Source organism: Citrobacter sp. wls708 (assembly GCF_005281255.1).
GTDB classification, from domain to species: domain Bacteria; phylum Pseudomonadota; class Gammaproteobacteria; order Enterobacterales; family Enterobacteriaceae; genus Citrobacter; species Citrobacter werkmanii.
The window spans coordinates 109,353-124,894 of sequence record NZ_SZXE01000009.1; the positions used below are offsets into that span (position 1 = coordinate 109,353).

Below are 15,542 nucleotides of genomic sequence, written 5' to 3' on the forward strand. Positions count from 1 at the left end.
ACGGGAGGGGGACGTTAGCCTGTATTGCGCATACCGGCAGCAACACCTGCGATGGTTACCATCAGCGCTTGTTCAACGCGTGGATCTGGCGCATTGCCTTGCTCTTCCGCCAGGCGCGAGCGGTGTAACAGCTCTGCCTGTAAAACGTTCAGCGGATCGGTATAAACATTCCTTAACTGGATGGACTCGGCAATCCACGGCAGGTCGGCCATCAAATGTGAGTCATTGGCAATCGCCAGCACGACGTCGATATCTGCTTCCAGGCGCTGACGCAGTTCTTCGCCGAGCGGCCACAACTCTTTTTTGACCAGACGTTGATCGTAGTATTCAGCCAGCCACAGGTCTGCTTTAGCGAAAACCATTTCCAGCATGCCAAGGCGTGTGGAGAAGAATGGCCAGTCGCGGCACATTGCTTCGAGTTCGCTTTGCTTACCGTCTTCCACCACTTTTTGCAGCGCGGTGCCTGCCCCCAGCCATGCCGGGAGCATCAGGCGGTTCTGCGTCCAGGCAAAGATCCATGGAATGGCGCGCAGAGACTCTACCCCACCAGTCGGGCGGCGTTTTGCCGGACGTGAGCCGAGCGGCAATTTACCCAGTTCCTGCTCTGGGGTTGCGGAGCGGAAGTAAGGGACGAAGTCTTTGTTTTCACGTACATATCCACGGTAGAGCTCACACGAGATATCAGAAAGCTCATCCATGATATGGCGCCAGTTATCCTTCGGCTCTGGCGGCGGTAACAGGTTGGCCTCAAGGATGGCTGCGGTATATAGCGACAGGCTGCTGATGGTCACTTCCGGCAGGCCATACTTAAAGCGGATCATCTCACCTTGTTCCGTCACGCGCAGACCACCTTTCAGGCTGCCAGGCGGTTGAGAAAGCAGTGCGGCATGCGCAGGCGCGCCGCCGCGGCCAATGGAACCACCGCGGCCATGGAACAGCGTCAGCTCGATGCCGGCTTTTTCACACGTTTTGATCAGCGCGTCCTGAGCCTGATATTGCGCCCAGGAGGCCGCCATCACCCCCGCGTCTTTTGCGGAGTCAGAGTAGCCAATCATGACCATCTGTTTGCCCTGAATAAAGCCGCGGTACCAGTCAATATTCAAGAGCTGGGACATGACGTCATCAGCATTGTTGAGGTCGTCCAGTGTTTCAAACAGCGGCGCCACCGGCATAGCAAAACCGATCCCGGCTTCTTTCAGCAGCAGATGTACGGCCAATACATCGGACGGCGTTTTCGCCATCGAGATAACATAGGCGGCAATGGAGCCATACGGAGCTTCGGCAATGACGCGGCAGGTGTCGAGCACTTCGCGGGTGTCATTGCTTGGTTCCCAGTTACGTGGCAGAAGCGGACGCTTGGAGTTCAGTTCGCGGATCAAGAAAGCCTGTTTATCCGCTTCTGACCAGTTTTCGTAGTCGCCAATGCCCAGATACCGGGTCAGTTCGCCCAGCGCTTCAGTGTGGCGGGTGCTTTCCTGACGAATATCAATACGTACCAGCGGCACGCCGAAACATTTCACGCGGCGCAAGGTGTCGAGCAGTTCGCCATTGGCGATGATGCCCATGCCACAGGCTTGCAGAGACTGGTAACACGCGTACAGCGGATCCCAGAGCTGTTCGTTTTGGGTGAGAAGGCCGGCAGGTTTCGGTAATTTCTCGCCTTTCAGGCGGGCTTCCAGCCAGGCTTGAGTTGCCATCAGACGTGAACGCAGGGTTTTCATCAGATAACGGTATGGTTCTGCTGCGCCTTCTTCGCCGACCAGCGCCAGCAGTTCCGGCGTGGCATCCACCATCGACAGTTCAGAGATCAGAAACTGAATGTCTTTCAGGAACAGGTCGGTGGCTTTCCAACGGCTGAGCAATAGCACGTGACGGGTGATATCCGCCGTCACGTTCGGGTTGCCGTCACGGTCGCCGCCCATCCAGGAGGTAAAGCGAACCGGAACAAAATCAACGGGCAGCTTATAACCCAGATTCTCTTCTAACTGTTCGTTCAGCTCGCGCAGATAGTTCGGCACGCCTTCCCACAGGCTGTTTTCGACCACGGCGAAGCCCCATTTGGCTTCATCAACCGGGCTTGGGCGTATCTTGCGGATCTCATCCGTATGCCAGGACTGGGCAATCAACTGGCGCAGACGGCGCATCAGTTGATGGCGTTCATAATCGACGAGATCTTTGTTATCAAGCTGTTTGAGACAGGCGTTTACTTCACCCATTTTATGGATCAACGTACGACGGGTGATTTCTGTCGGGTGGGCAGTCAGAACCAGCTCCAGGGAGAGTGACTCCACGGCTTTTTTGATGGTGGCTTCATCGAGATTGGGCTGGTCTTTCAATTTACGCAGAGTGCGAGCAATCACTTCCGGGTTGCTGGCTGCTTCGCCTTTGGGCGAAATGCTGTGGTATTGCTCGGCGGTGTTGGCCAGGTTCAGGAACTGGCTAAACGCACGGGCAACCGGCAGCAGTTCGTCGTTAGACAGGTTTTGCAGCGTCGTAAGTAGCTCCTGGCGATTGACTTCATTGCCAGCGCGGGATGATTTGGACAGCTTACGGATTGTTTCTACGCGATCAAGAATGTGCTCTCCCAGCGCATCCTTAATGGTCTCTCCCAGCACTTTGCCGAGCATACTGACATTACTACGCAACGCGGAATATTGTTCGTTCATATTTACCCAGACACCCCATCTCTTTTGTAAATGTCCTGTATCTTTCGCGCCGCCGTCAACACTGCTGCAACGTGAAATTTTTCGGACTTAATTTTTTTGCCGTCTTTTATAAAGCCACGTAAAACTCGTGACGTCAATTGCTGCGAAATCGGTTCAGCAAACGAAAAAATGGCGGGAATTTACGTTATTTAATTCACATCGAATCAAATAAGCTGTGCTTATGAAAATGTTAATAAATGACCTTGCTCACCGCTGAAGGATGAGCAAGGTTATAAACGATTAATGCCAGCAGAAATGATGCACAACCTGGGTGATCAATTCGCGAGTTGGCTTAATGAAGCGTGTTTCCAGGTATTCATCTGGCTGATGTGCCTGATTAATGGAGCCTGGGCCCAACACCAGCGTCGGGCAAAGCGTCTGGATAAACGGCGCTTCAGTGCAGTAGTTCACCACTTCCGTTTGCGCTCCCAGCAGTTTTTCGACGACTTCAACCAACTGATGGTCTGGCGGACACTCATAGCCAGGAATAGGCGGATGCAGTTCCGACACCGTCAGGCGACCCGGCCAACGCTCGCTGACAGGGGCCAGCGCATCGTTAAGTAAACCATTAAGATCGTTGAGCGTTATGCCGGGCAGCGGGCGAATATCCATATGCAGCTCGCAGCAGGCGCAGATTCGGTTGGCGGCGTCACCACCGTGGATATGACCCAAATTTAACGTCGGGTACGGAACGGTAAAAGCGTCATGGTGATAGCGTTCTTTCAGGTCATCGCGCAGAGTCATGATATGGCCGATAGCATCATGCATGAGTTCAATCGCATTGACGCCACGCGCTGGATCGCTTGAGTGACCCGACTGCCCCAAAATGCGAATTGCATTAGAGATATGCCCTTTGTGCGCACGCACCGGCTGCAGGGAGGTGGGTTCGCCAATGATCGCGCAGTCCGGGCGCAGAGCGGTGGTTTCAGAAAAGTAGCGCGCCCCCGCCATGCTGGTCTCTTCGTCGGCAGTGGCCAAAATGTAGAGGGGCTTTTTCAGCTTCGTTACGTCGACGTCGCGCAGCGCGTCGAGGATAAACGCGAAGAAGCCTTTCATATCTGCCGTACCCAGGCCGTAGAGCTTATTGTCATGCTCTGTCAGGGTGAACGGATCGCGCGTCCAGCGTCCGTCGTCAAACGGCACGGTATCGGTATGACCCGCTAACAACAGACCGCCAGCCCCTTGTCCAATGCTCGCCAGCATATTGAATTTATTGCGCGTATCGGGGACCGGCTGAACCTCTACATTGAAGCCTAAATCTTTGAACCAGCCCGCCAGCAGAGTGATTAAACCTGCATTGCTTTGATCCAGTGCTTCTTCGGTGGCGCTAATCGATGGCGTGGCAATCAGAGCGCGGTAAATCTCGATAAATGGCGGTAAATTGTTTTTCATTGTTGACACACCTCGGGTCATGATAGTATCAATATTCATGCAGTATTTATGAATAAAAATACATTAACGTTGAGCGTAATAAAACCCACCAAGTGTAAGGTGAGGTGATAAAGGCTTATACCTGGCAACAGAATCTAAGAAGGTGAGCTGCCCCGATGTTGAATACGCTGATTGTGGGCGCCAGCGGCTATGCCGGCGCAGAGCTTGTGACCTATGTAAATCGCCATCCTGATATGAACATAACCGCTTTGACCGTCTCAGCGCAAAGCAATGATGCAGGAAAACTCATCTCCGATTTGCATCCGCAGTTGAAAGGCATTGTCGATTTACCGTTGCAGCCAATGTCGGATATCAGCGAGTTTAGCGCAGGGGTGGACATTGTGTTCCTCGCCACAGCGCATGAGGTCAGTCATGACCTGGCCCCGCAGTTTCTGCAGGCCGGATGTGTGGTGTTTGATCTTTCAGGCGCGTTTCGTGTTAACGATAGCGCGTTCTATGAAAAATATTATGGCTTTACCCATCAGCACCCCGAATTGCTGGAGCAGGCGGTGTACGGTCTGGCGGAGTGGAGCGCAGAGCAACTGAAAGAAGCGAATCTGGTTGCCGTACCGGGTTGTTATCCGACGGCGGCGCAGTTGTCGCTGAAACCACTGATTGACGGCGGACTGCTGGATCTCAGCCAGTGGCCGGTGATTAATGCGACCAGCGGCGTCAGCGGGGCAGGCCGTAAAGCGGCTATCTCGAACAGCTTTTGCGAAGTGAGCCTGCAGCCCTATGGCGTGTTTACCCATCGTCATCAGCCGGAAATCGCAACTCACCTCGGCGCGGAAGTGATCTTCACTCCGCATCTGGGGAACTTCCCGCGCGGAATTCTGGAAACGATCACCTGCCGTCTGAAAGCGGGCGTAACCCATGCGCAGGTGGCCCAGACACTGCAACAAGCCTATGGCGATAAACCACTGGTACGTCTGTACGACAAAGGCGTCCCGGCCCTGAAAAACGTGGTGGGCTTACCGTTTTGTGACATCGGGTTTGCCGTGCAGGGAGAGCATCTGATCGTGGTGGCGACCGAAGATAACTTATTAAAAGGCGCGGCGGCACAGGCGATGCAGTGCGCAAATATCCGTTTCGGCTTTGCTGAAACGCAGTCTCTTATTTAAGGGTGCAACAATGAATCCATTAATTATCAAGCTGGGCGGCGTTTTACTGGATAGCGAAGAGGCGTTGGAGCGACTGTTTACCGCACTGGTGAATTATCGTGAGTCGCATCAGCGTCCGCTGATTATTGTGCACGGCGGCGGCTGCGTGGTTGATGAGCTAATGAAGCAGTTGAATCTGCCGGTCAAAAAGAAAAACGGCCTGCGCGTCACTCCTGCCGATCAGATAGATATTATCACTGGCGCCCTGGCGGGTACGGCGAATAAAACCTTACTGGCCTGGGCGAAAAAACATCAAATCGCCTCTGTGGGCCTGTATCTTGGCGATGGCGACAGCGTAAAAGTGACGCCGCTCGATAAAGAGCTGGGTCATGTTGGACTCGCGCAACCGGGTTCGCCTAAGCTAATTAACACGCTGCTGGCAAGCGGTTTTCTGCCGGTGGTCAGCTCCATCGGCGTCACTGAAGATGGACTGCTGATGAACGTTAACGCCGATCAGGCGGCAACAGCGCTGGCGGCAACGTTGGGTGCGGATCTGATCCTGCTCTCAGACGTGAGCGGTATTCTGGATGGTAAAGGTCAGCGTATTGCCGAAATGACCGCCGCGAAAGCGGAGCAGTTGATCGACCAGGGGATTATTACCGATGGCATGATAGTGAAGGTCAATGCGGCGCTGGATGCCGCGCGCACGCTGGGCCGCCCGGTGGATATCGCCTCCTGGCGTCATGCAGAGCAACTCCCGGCGTTGTTTAACGGCACGCCGATCGGTACCCGTATTCTGGCTTAAGTATTTGTATGCCCGATGGCGGCTACGCCTTATCGGGCCTACGTGAACAGAACCTGTAGGCCGGATAAGCGTAGCGCCATCCGGCATTGAAATTAAAAGAATTTAAGGAAGCATGTTATGGCACTTTGGGGTGGGCGTTTTACACAGGCAGCAGATCAGCGGTTCAAACAGTTCAACGACTCGTTGCGTTTTGACTACCGCCTGGCAGAACAGGATATTGTCGGCTCTGTGGCCTGGTCCAAAGCGTTGGTAACGGTCGGCGTACTGAGTGCCGATGAACAGCTGCAACTGGAAGAGGCGCTGAACACGCTGCTGGAAGAGGTGCGTGCCAACCCGCAACAGATCCTGCAAAGCGATGCCGAAGATATTCACAGTTGGGTGGAAGGTAAGCTGATTGATAAAGTCGGCCAGCTTGGTAAAAAACTGCATACCGGGCGTAGCCGTAATGATCAGGTCGCGACCGACCTTAAACTGTGGTGTAAAGACACGGTTATTGAATTACTCTCTGCCAACCGTCAGTTGCAAAGTGCGCTGGTGGTGACGGCGGAGAATAACCAGGACGCCGTTATGCCGGGTTACACCCACCTGCAACGTGCGCAGCCGGTGACGTTTGCTCACTGGTGCCTGGCCTATGTCGAAATGCTGGCGCGTGATGAGAGCCGTCTGCAGGATGCGCTTAAGCGTCTGGACGTCAGTCCTCTGGGCTGCGGCGCGCTGGCGGGTACGGCATATGAAATCGATCGCGAACAACTGGCCGGCTGGCTGGGCTTTGCTTCGGCAACGCGCAACAGTCTGGACAGCGTTTCCGATCGTGACCACGTGCTGGAGTTACTCTCCGACGCTTCTATCGGCATGGTGCACCTGTCGCGTTTTGCTGAAGACCTGATTTTCTTTAATACTGGTGAAGCAGGCTTTGTCGAGCTGTCCGATCGAGTGACCTCTGGTTCATCCCTGATGCCGCAGAAGAAAAACCCGGATGCGCTGGAATTAATCCGTGGTAAATGCGGTCGCGTGCAGGGTGCGTTGACCGGGATGATGATGACCTTAAAAGGCCTACCGCTGGCGTATAACAAAGATATGCAGGAAGACAAAGAAGGGCTGTTCGATGCGCTCGACACCTGGCTGGATTGTCTGCATATGGCCGCGCTGGTGCTGGATGGCATTCAGGTGAAACGTCCGCGTTGTCAGGAAGCGGCGCAGCAGGGTTATGCCAACGCTACTGAGCTGGCGGATTATCTGGTAGCGAAAGGCGTGCCGTTCCGCGAAGCGCACCACATTGTGGGCGAAACGGTGGTTGAGGCGATTCGTCAGGGCAAACCGCTGGAATCGTTGTCGCTGACCGACTTACAGAAGTTCAGTCCGGTTATTGGCGATGACGTTTACCCGATCCTTTCTCTACAATCGTGTCTGGACAAACGTGCGGCGAAAGGCGGCGTGTCGCCACAGCAGGTCGCACAGGCGATTGATTACGCGAAGGCGCGTCTGGCGTAACTTTTGTCTTTGTAGGTCTGATAAGCATAGCGCCATCAGGCAAACAGTGATCAGAGCCTGGCATCTCGCCGGGCTTTTTTATGCAAAAAAAATGCGGACGCAAGGTCCGCAAAAGTTCACGTTGGCTTTAGTTATTTCGAGTATGAGAGAAACTCTCTAAACGGACAGTAGCTTCAAGGGTTAAAGGGGTACCGTTCCGTTTCTGTGGTGCATTATTAAACAGAAAGCTTGATAGGGATAATCGTTCGTTGCTATGCTACCTATCGCTACGAACTATCGTGGCGATGGAGGATGAATAATGAATATTCGTGATCTTGAATACCTGGTGGCGCTTGCCGAACATCGTCACTTCCGACGGGCGGCAGACTCCTGCCACGTGAGCCAGCCAACGCTGAGCGGGCAGATCCGTAAGCTGGAAGATGAGCTGGGCGTCATGTTGCTGGAGCGTACGAGTCGCAAAGTGCTGTTCACTCAGGCAGGTCTGCTGCTGGTGGATCAGGCGCGCACCGTGCTGCGCGAGGTCAAAGTGCTCAAGGAGATGGCAAGCCAACAAGGCGAGACGATGTCTGGCCCGCTGCATATTGGTTTGATCCCAACGGTGGGGCCATACCTGCTGCCGCATATTATTCCTATGTTGCACCAGACCTTCCCAAAACTGGAAATGTATCTGCATGAGGCGCAGACGCATCAGCTGTTGGCGCAACTGGATAGCGGTAAGCTCGACTGCGTGATTCTGGCGTTGGTGAAAGAGAGTGAGGCATTCATCGAAGTACCGTTATTTGATGAGCCTATGATGCTGGCGATCTATGAAGATCATCCATGGGCAAACCGTGACTGTGTACCGATGTCCGATCTGGCGGGTGAAAAACTGCTGATGCTGGAAGACGGCCACTGCCTGCGCGATCAGGCCATGGGCTTCTGCTTTGAAGCTGGTGCTGATGAAGATACCCATTTCCGGGCAACCAGTCTGGAAACGCTGCGCAATATGGTGGCGGCAGGTAGCGGTATTACGTTACTGCCTGCGCTGGCTGTTCCGTCGGAGCGCAAGCGTGATGGTGTTGTCTATCTGCCATGCATTAAGCCAGAACCGCGCCGCACGATTGGCCTGGTGTATCGCCCAGGTTCGCCGCTGCGCAGCCGTTATGAACAGCTGGCAGAGGCCATCCGTGGATCAATGGATGGCCATTTCGACAGTGCGTTAAAACAGGCGGTTTAAGCCATTTAGCGCCGCTACCCGATAGGCTTCCGCCATGGTTGGGTAGTTAAAGGTGGTGTTAACGAAGTACTCGATGGTGTTACCACCACCTTTTTGCTCCATTATCGCCTGACCGATGTGAATAATTTCGGCCGCGCGTTCCCCAAAGCAGTGGATCCCCAGAATCTCTTTGGTTTCGCGATGGAACAGAATCTTCAACGTGCCGACACTCATGCCCACGATTTGCGCACGTGCCAGATGTTTAAACTGGGCGCGGCCAACTTCGTATGGGACTTTCATCGCCGTAAGCTGCTGCTCGGTTTTACCAACGGAGCTGATTTCAGGAATGGTATAAATCCCGGTTGGGATATCTTCGATCAGATGCGCGGTGGCTTCGCCTTTCACCAGTGCCTGGGCGGCAATGCGTCCCTGATCGTAGGCCGCCGATGCCAGACTCGGATAGCCGATCACATCCCCTACGGCATACACGTGCGGCAGTGCCGTCTGGTACATGCTATTCACTTTGAGCTGCCCACGGCTGTCGGTTTTCAGACCAATATTTTCCAGCGCCAGCGAATCGGTATTACCGGTGCGGCCATTGGCGTACAGCAGACAGTCAGCCTTCAGTTTTTTACCGGATTTCAGGTGCATGATGACGCCGTCATCGCAACCTTCAATCTTCTCGTACTCTTCGTTGTGGCGAATAACCACACCGCTGTTCCAGAAGTGGTAAGAGAGCGAATCGGACATCTCTTGATCAAGGAACGCCAGCAGACGATCGCGGGTGTTGATTAAATCAACTTTGACGTCCATTCCACGGAAGATCGACGCATATTCACAGCCAATAACCCCTGCGCCATAAATCAGAACGTGGCGAGGTTCGTGGTGCAGACTCAGGATGGAGTCGCTGTCATAAATGCGGGGATGCGAAAAGTCGACGTCAACAGGGCGATAAGGGCGTGAACCGCAGGCGATCACGAACTTATCCGCGGTCAGCGTTTCCACCGTGCCGTCGTGGCATTCCAGGGCGATAGTGTGTTCGTCAACAAAACGGGCATTTCCCTGCAAAATCTCGCAGTGATTACGCTCGTAAAAACCTTGCCGCATGCGCGTTTGCTGATTAATCACGTTATCAGCATGGTTGAGAATATCGGCGAAGGAAGAACGGAGAAGTCGGGAATGGTCGCTGTAAAGTGGGTTCTGATTGAATTCAATAATACGGCTGACGGCGTGGCGGAGTGCTTTCGACGGGATGGTGCCCCAGTGGGTACAGCCTCCGCCGACGTTATGATAGCGCTCAATCACCGCGACGCGCGCTCCCTGTTTAACCAGACCCATTGCAGCGCCTTCGCCGCCGGGACCGGAACCTATTACTATTGCATCGTAATCGTAGGAATGTGACATGGTCAGGCTTACCTGTTCTTATACATAAAAGCAACAGAATAGTAACATCGTTGTTGGGATAACCCAATTATCGTTGTGCTTTTTTGCGAAGTCGAAGCACAAACTGCGCGTAAACAATCATTAACAAAGCCATGCCAACCGCCTAATCTCTGGTATAGTGCCAGCAAGGTATGTGGAAGGATTCAGACATCGTGATGGGCGTTAGAGCGCAACAAAAAGAGAAAACCCGGCGTTCGCTGGTAGAGGCTGCATTTAGTCAACTCAGTGCTGAGCGTAGTTTTGCCAGTCTCAGTTTACGAGAAGTTGCGCGTGAAGCGGGCATTGCGCCAACCTCGTTTTATCGCCATTTCCGCGATGTGGATGAGCTCGGGCTGACGATGGTGGACGAAAGTGGTCTGATGCTGCGTCAGTTGATGCGGCAGGCGCGTCAGCGTATCGCCAAAGGTGGGAGTGTGATCCGTACCTCGGTCTCAACATTTATGGAATTCATCGGCAACAATCCCAACGCCTTCCGTTTATTATTGCGCGAGCGTTCGGGAACCTCCGCAGCGTTTCGTGCAGCGGTCGCACGTGAAATTCAGCACTTCATTGCGGAACTTGCGGACTATCTGGAACTCGAAAACCATATGCCCCGTGCGTTTACTGAAGCGCAGGCCGAAGCCATGGTAACGATTGTGTTCAGCGCCGGGGCAGAAGCACTGGATGTTGGCGCTGAACAGCGTCGACAGTTGGAAGAGCGGCTGGTATTGCAACTACGCATGATTGCGAAAGGCGCATTTTATTGGTACCGCCGTGAACAAGAGAAGATGACGCACCACTCCGAGTAACGAGAAGGACGAGCAATGAAACAGTCAGGTCAAGATAAAGGTACGCTGCTGCTGGCGCTGGTTGCTGGCTTATCGATCAATGGCACATTTGCGGCGCTGTTTAGCTCCATTGTGCCATTCTCAGTATTCCCGATTATTTCGCTGGTGCTGACGGTTTATTGTCTGCATCAACGCTATCAGAACCGCACCATGCCTGTGGGGCTACCAGGCCTGGCCGCCGCCTGTTTTATTCTCGGTGTTCTGTTGTACAGCACCGTGGTACGCGCTGAATATCCGGATATTGGTTCTAACTTCTTCCCGGCGGTACTGTCGGTGATTCTGGTGTTCTGGATCGGCGTTAAAGTGCGTAATCGTAAGCAGGAAATTGCGGAATAATATTTGTAGGCCGGGCAAGCCCGGCCAGGACATCACTTACTTCGCGGTCAGTAACACGCCACACTCCATATGGTGCGTATACGGGAACTGATCGAACAGAGCCAGACGTGAAACATTGTGCGTCTGGCTTAACGTTTCCAGATTCTTACACAGCGTCTCCGGGTTGCAGGAGATGTACAGAATACGCGGATACGCCTGCACCATTTTCTCCGTTTCGCTGTCCAGACCGCTACGCGGTGGGTCAACGAAAATGGTTTCACACTGGTAACTCTTCAGATCGATCCCCTGCAAACGGTTGAACTCGCGAACCCCATTCATCGCCTGAGTAAACTCTTCTGCCGCCATGCGGATAATTTGTACGTTATCAATATGGTTAGCCGCAATGTTGTACTGGGCAGCCGCCACGGATGGTTTGGCGATTTCAGTCGCCAGCACGCGGTTGAAATTTTGCGCCAGCGCTAATGAGAAGTTGCCATTACCGCAGTACAGCTCAAGCAGGTCGCCCTGGGAATCTTTGGTGACATCAATCGCCCATTCCAGCATCTGAATATTCATCGCGGCATTGGGCTGGGTGAAGCTGTTCTCAACCTGGCGGTAGATGATCTCTTTACCTGCGACCGGCAAGCGTTCGTCAATATAGTCCTGGTCCAGCTCGATTTTGGTTTTGGTGGCCCGGCCAATCAGATGCACGTTCAGGTTTTGCGCACGCAGCGCGTCCCGTAGCGCTTCGGCTTCCTGACGCCATTCGTCATCCAGCTTTTTATGGTACAGCATCGAGACGACCGCTTGATCGCTCAGGGTGGTGAGGTAATCAATCTGGAACAGTTTGTGGCGCAGGACACGGTTGTTGCGTACCCCTTCAATCATTGCCTTCATCAGCGTGTTGATAAGCTCGCTGGCCGCCGGGAAGCTGTCGACGCGAATACGGCTTTTCGTCTGTTGATCGAACATGATGTGGTACAGGTCATCACCGTCATGCCACAGCCGGAATTCGGCACGCATACGGTAGTGACTGACCGGTGAGCGAAACACTTCCGGAGCCTGTGCATAAAACGGTGTCATTAAGCTCTGCAGACGCACCACTTTTTCAGCTAACTGCGCGTCGTACTGTTCTGTCGGAAGATGTTCGGGGGTCATGATGCGTCCTGAAAAATAAAAGTACGCGGGGATTGTAGGGATTGCTCAACAGATGTCCAGTCATTGATGATTTCCGATATTGTGATACACAGTCTGGACAGTGGGTTGTAACAAACTGTAGCATCCGTTTTCCGGTCCTGTGAGTTAAAAGGGAATCCAGTGTGAATCTGGAGCTGACGCGCAGCGGTAAGGAAGGTAGGAGATGAGCGCACCTGGTGCAGACACTGCGGCTTGCCGTGGGAAGTCATCATCTCTTTAAGTCGCCTCCAAGCCCGAAGACCTGCCGGCTAACGTCGCATCTGGTTTTCATCATCGCGTACTATCGGTGGGACCTGCGGCATCCTTCTTATATTGTGGATGCTTTACAATGATTAAAAAATCGTTGCTGTGGACGGCGCTTTCCGTCACGGCATTTTCTGGTTGGGCACAGGATGCTAGCCCAGATACTCTCGTCGTCACTGCCAACCGTTTTCAGCAGCCTCGTAGCGCAGTACTTGCTCCTATCACCGTTGTTACGCGTCAGGATATCGACCGCTGGCAATCTACCTCCGTGAATGATGTGCTTCGTCGCTTGCCAGGCGTGGATATCGCCCAATACGGTGGTATGGGACAAAATTCGTCTATTTCTATTCGCGGCACCAACGCCAGCCATGTTCTGGTGCTGATTGACGGTGTGCGTCTGAACCTGGCAGGGGTTAGCGGCGCAGCCGATCTTAGCCAGTTCCCGGTATCGTTGGTACAACGTATTGAGTACATTCGTGGGCCGCGTTCGGCTATTTATGGTTCTGATGCGATTGGCGGCGTGGTGAATATCATTACGACGCGCGAAAAGCCGGGGACGGAACTGACCGCTGGCGTGGGAAGCAATGGCTACCAGAATTACGATGTCTCAACCCAACAACAGTTAGGTGAAAATACGCGTGTCACGTTGATGGGCGATTATGCCTATACCAAAGGCTTTGATGTCGTGGCTTACGGTAGTACTGGCTCTCAGGCTCAACCCGACAAAGACGGCTTCTTAAGTAAGACGCTATATGGCGCGCTGGAACACAACTTCTCTGACACCTGGAGCGGGTTTGTTCGTGGCTACGGTTATGATAACCGCACGAATTACGATTCGTACTATTCTCCGAACTCACCACTGGTCGATACCCGAAAACTCTATAGCCAAAGCTGGGATGCCGGACTGCGCTTCAATGGTGAAATTATCCAGTCACAGCTGGTTTCCAGCTATAGCCACAGTAAAGACTACAACTATGATCCGGATTATGGCCGCTATGACTCCTCGGCCACACTGGATGAGATGAAGCAATATAATGTTCAGTGGTCGAACAGTATGGTGGTTGGCCACGGTAATGTGGGCGCGGGCGTCGACTGGCAAAAGCAAACTACGGAGCCTGGCACCGCGTACGTCACGGACGGTTACGACCAGCGTAACACTGGCCTCTATCTCACCGGGTTGCAGCAACTGGGTGACTTTACCTTTGAAGGTGCGGCGCGCAGTGATGATAACTCCGAGTTTGGTCGCCATGGTACATGGCAAACCAGCGCCGGGTGGGAGTTTATTGAAGGTTATCGCTTTATTGCCTCCTACGGTACTTCCTACAAAGCACCAAATCTCGGGCAGTTGCATGGCTATTACGGCAATTCGAATCTGGATCCTGAAGAGAGTAAGCAGTGGGAAGGGGCGTTTGAAGGGCTGACGGCGGATGTGAACTGGCGTTTGTCAGGATATCGCAACGATATCGATAACATGATCGATTACGACCCACATACCGAGAAATACTTTAACGAAGGCAAAGTACGTATTAAAGGTGTCGAAGCGACAGCAAACTTTGATACCGGGCCGCTGGCGCACACCCTGAGCTACGATTACGTTGATGCACGAAATGCGATTACCGATAAACCACTGGCGCGTCGTTCTAAACAGCAGGTGAAGTACCAGCTTGACTGGCAGGTTTACGATTTTGACTGGGGCCTGACCTATCATTATCTGGGAACGCGTTATGACACGGACTTCGTCACCAATCAGCCGGTAAAAATGGGGGGAGTGAGCCTGTGGGATCTGACAGTGGCATATCCAATCACCTCACAGCTGACTGTTCGTGGTAAAATCGCCAACCTGTTCGATAAAGATTACGAGACAGTTTATGGCTACGCAACTGCAGGGCGGGAATACACCTTGTCTGGCAGCTACACCTTCTGATCCACGTCCCACCGTGCTGGTGTTTGATTCCGGCGTCGGTGGGTTGTCGGTCTACAATGAGATCCGCAGTCTCCTGCCGGATCTCCACTATATATACGCTTTTGATAATGTCGCCTTTCCTTATGGTGAGAAGAGCGAGGAATTTATCGTCGAGCGTGTTGTTGAGATTGTGACTGCGGTCCAGCAGCGCTATCCACTCTCTCTTGCGGTCATCGCGTGTAATACCGCAAGCACTGTGTCGCTTCCTGCATTACGTGCGAAATTTGCCTTCCCGGTTGTAGGCGTCGTTCCTGCTATTAAACCGGCGGCGCGACTCACGGCGAATGGCGTTGTGGGACTGCTGGCTACACGTGCAACGGTGAAGCGGTCGTATACCCATGAGTTGATTGCGCGGTTTGCTAACGAATGTCAGATTGCGATGTTGGGTTCTGCCGAGCTGGTAGAACTGGCGGAAGCGAAGCTGCACGGCGAAACGGTCTCTCTGGAGGAGTTGCGCCGCATTCTACGTCCGTGGCTGCGGATGTCGGAACCACCCGACACGGTGGTGCTGGGCTGCACCCATTTCCCTCTATTACAGGAAGAACTTTTACAGGTCCTGCCCGAGGGGACGCGACTGGTGGATTCGGGTGCCGCGATTGCGCGTCGCACGGCCTGGTTATTAGAACATGAAGCGCCCGACGCGAAATCAACCGATGAGAATGTCGCATTCTGTATGGCGATGACGACAGAAGCCGAACAATTATTGCCCGTGCTGCAACGTTATGGCTTCAAAACGCTCGAAAAACTGGCGGTTTAATCGGTTTTGGTGAAAAAATGCGCACTCGGAAGATTATTTTGAATTTCCCCTTGTCAGCCTGAAATAACTC

Annotated in this window: 12 protein-coding genes and 1 riboswitch; of the genes, 8 read left to right on the plus strand and 4 right to left on the minus strand. The window is 53.4% G+C overall.

Annotated elements, in window-relative coordinates:
- Window positions 1–14 precede the first annotated feature (14 nt).
- Both ppc and argE read right to left on the minus strand, forming a co-directional pair.
- Entirely contained in the window at window positions 15–2,666 is a 2,652-nt protein-coding gene (gene ppc / locus FDW97_RS04855) for a phosphoenolpyruvate carboxylase (RefSeq protein WP_042313352.1), read from the minus strand.
- Between the two features lie 279 nt (window positions 2,667–2,945).
- Window positions 2,946–4,097: an acetylornithine deacetylase gene (argE, locus tag FDW97_RS04860; protein WP_110496288.1), complete on the minus strand. Its 1,152-nt coding sequence runs from the start codon at window positions 4,095–4,097 to the stop codon at window positions 2,946–2,948.
- Window positions 4,098–4,252: 155 nt separating this feature from the next.
- Here argE and argC point away from each other — a divergent pair, with 155 nt between their 5' ends.
- The 4 genes from argC to oxyR all read left to right on the plus strand — a co-directional run bounded on the left by argC (window position 4,253) and on the right by oxyR (window position 8,748).
- Window positions 4,253–5,257 (plus strand): N-acetyl-gamma-glutamyl-phosphate reductase, encoded by a 1,005-nt coding sequence (gene argC / locus FDW97_RS04865; RefSeq protein WP_085049753.1) that lies wholly within the window; start codon window positions 4,253–4,255, stop codon window positions 5,255–5,257.
- 10 nt (window positions 5,258–5,267) lie between these two features.
- Window positions 5,268–6,041 carry an acetylglutamate kinase gene (argB, locus tag FDW97_RS04870; RefSeq protein WP_038636072.1) on the plus strand — a complete coding sequence of 258 codons (774 nt, stop codon included), beginning with the start codon at window positions 5,268–5,270 and terminating at the stop codon, window positions 6,039–6,041.
- Between the two features lie 117 nt (window positions 6,042–6,158).
- The gene (gene argH, locus FDW97_RS04875; protein WP_137350717.1) at window positions 6,159–7,532 is read left to right on the plus strand and encodes an argininosuccinate lyase; all 1,374 of its coding nucleotides are present in this window, start codon (window positions 6,159–6,161) and stop codon (window positions 7,530–7,532) included.
- Between the two features lie 298 nt (window positions 7,533–7,830).
- Window positions 7,831–8,748, plus strand: coding sequence for a DNA-binding transcriptional regulator OxyR (gene oxyR, locus FDW97_RS04880; RefSeq protein ID WP_038636079.1), 918 nt, complete (start codon window positions 7,831–7,833; stop codon window positions 8,746–8,748).
- On the opposite strand, the gene sthA is transcribed toward oxyR, so the two are convergent.
- Entirely contained in the window at window positions 8,731–10,131 is a 1,401-nt protein-coding gene (sthA, locus tag FDW97_RS04885) for a Si-specific NAD(P)(+) transhydrogenase (protein ID WP_032940238.1), read from the minus strand. The genes oxyR and sthA overlap by 18 nt on opposite strands.
- Before the next feature lie 191 nt (window positions 10,132–10,322).
- Between sthA and fabR the strand changes: the two genes are divergently transcribed.
- Both fabR and FDW97_RS04895 read left to right on the plus strand, forming a co-directional pair.
- Window positions 10,323–10,958 (plus strand): HTH-type transcriptional repressor FabR, encoded by a 636-nt coding sequence (gene fabR / locus FDW97_RS04890; RefSeq protein ID WP_003028862.1) that lies wholly within the window; start codon window positions 10,323–10,325, stop codon window positions 10,956–10,958.
- A gap of 15 nt (window positions 10,959–10,973) precedes the next feature.
- Complete coding sequence (locus FDW97_RS04895; protein ID WP_038636082.1) at window positions 10,974–11,333, plus strand: YijD family membrane protein; 360 nt, start codon at window positions 10,974–10,976, stop codon at window positions 11,331–11,333.
- Window positions 11,334–11,369: 36 nt separating this feature from the next.
- Here FDW97_RS04895 and trmA read toward each other — a convergent pair whose 3' ends face one another.
- Entirely contained in the window at window positions 11,370–12,470 is a 1,101-nt protein-coding gene (gene trmA / locus FDW97_RS04900) for a tRNA (uridine(54)-C5)-methyltransferase TrmA (protein WP_038636085.1), read from the minus strand.
- A 115-nt stretch (window positions 12,471–12,585) separates the two neighbouring features.
- Window positions 12,586–12,773, plus strand: a riboswitch (cobalamin riboswitch).
- Window positions 12,774–12,837: 64 nt separating this feature from the next.
- Here trmA and btuB point away from each other — a divergent pair.
- Complete coding sequence (btuB, locus tag FDW97_RS04905) at window positions 12,838–14,676, plus strand: TonB-dependent vitamin B12 receptor BtuB (RefSeq protein ID WP_038636088.1); 1,839 nt, start codon at window positions 12,838–12,840, stop codon at window positions 14,674–14,676.
- Window positions 14,621–15,472 (plus strand): glutamate racemase, encoded by an 852-nt coding sequence (gene murI, locus FDW97_RS04910; RefSeq protein WP_038636091.1) that lies wholly within the window; start codon window positions 14,621–14,623, stop codon window positions 15,470–15,472. Before btuB ends, murI begins: the two co-directional genes overlap by 56 nt.
- The last annotated feature ends 70 nt before the right edge of the window (window positions 15,473–15,542 follow it).

Coding starts and splice junctions, on each gene's coding strand:
- oxyR (WP_038636079.1), top strand. CDS start 7,831: ATGAATATTCGTGATCTTGAATACCTGGTGGCGCTTGCCGAACATCGT.
- FDW97_RS04895 (WP_038636082.1), top strand. CDS start 10,974: ATGAAACAGTCAGGTCAAGATAAAGGTACGCTGCTGCTGGCGCTGGTT.
- murI (WP_038636091.1), top strand. CDS start 14,621: ATGGCTACGCAACTGCAGGGCGGGAATACACCTTGTCTGGCAGCTACA.
- sthA (WP_032940238.1), bottom strand. CDS start 10,131: ATGTCACATTCCTACGATTACGATGCAATAGTAATAGGTTCCGGTCCC.
- argC (WP_085049753.1), top strand. CDS start 4,253: ATGTTGAATACGCTGATTGTGGGCGCCAGCGGCTATGCCGGCGCAGAG.
- argH (WP_137350717.1), top strand. CDS start 6,159: ATGGCACTTTGGGGTGGGCGTTTTACACAGGCAGCAGATCAGCGGTTC.
- ppc (WP_042313352.1), bottom strand. CDS start 2,666: ATGAACGAACAATATTCCGCGTTGCGTAGTAATGTCAGTATGCTCGGC.
- argB (WP_038636072.1), top strand. CDS start 5,268: ATGAATCCATTAATTATCAAGCTGGGCGGCGTTTTACTGGATAGCGAA.
- trmA (WP_038636085.1), bottom strand. CDS start 12,470: ATGACCCCCGAACATCTTCCGACAGAACAGTACGACGCGCAGTTAGCT.
- btuB (WP_038636088.1), top strand. CDS start 12,838: ATGATTAAAAAATCGTTGCTGTGGACGGCGCTTTCCGTCACGGCATTT.
- argE (WP_110496288.1), bottom strand. CDS start 4,097: ATGAAAAACAATTTACCGCCATTTATCGAGATTTACCGCGCTCTGATT.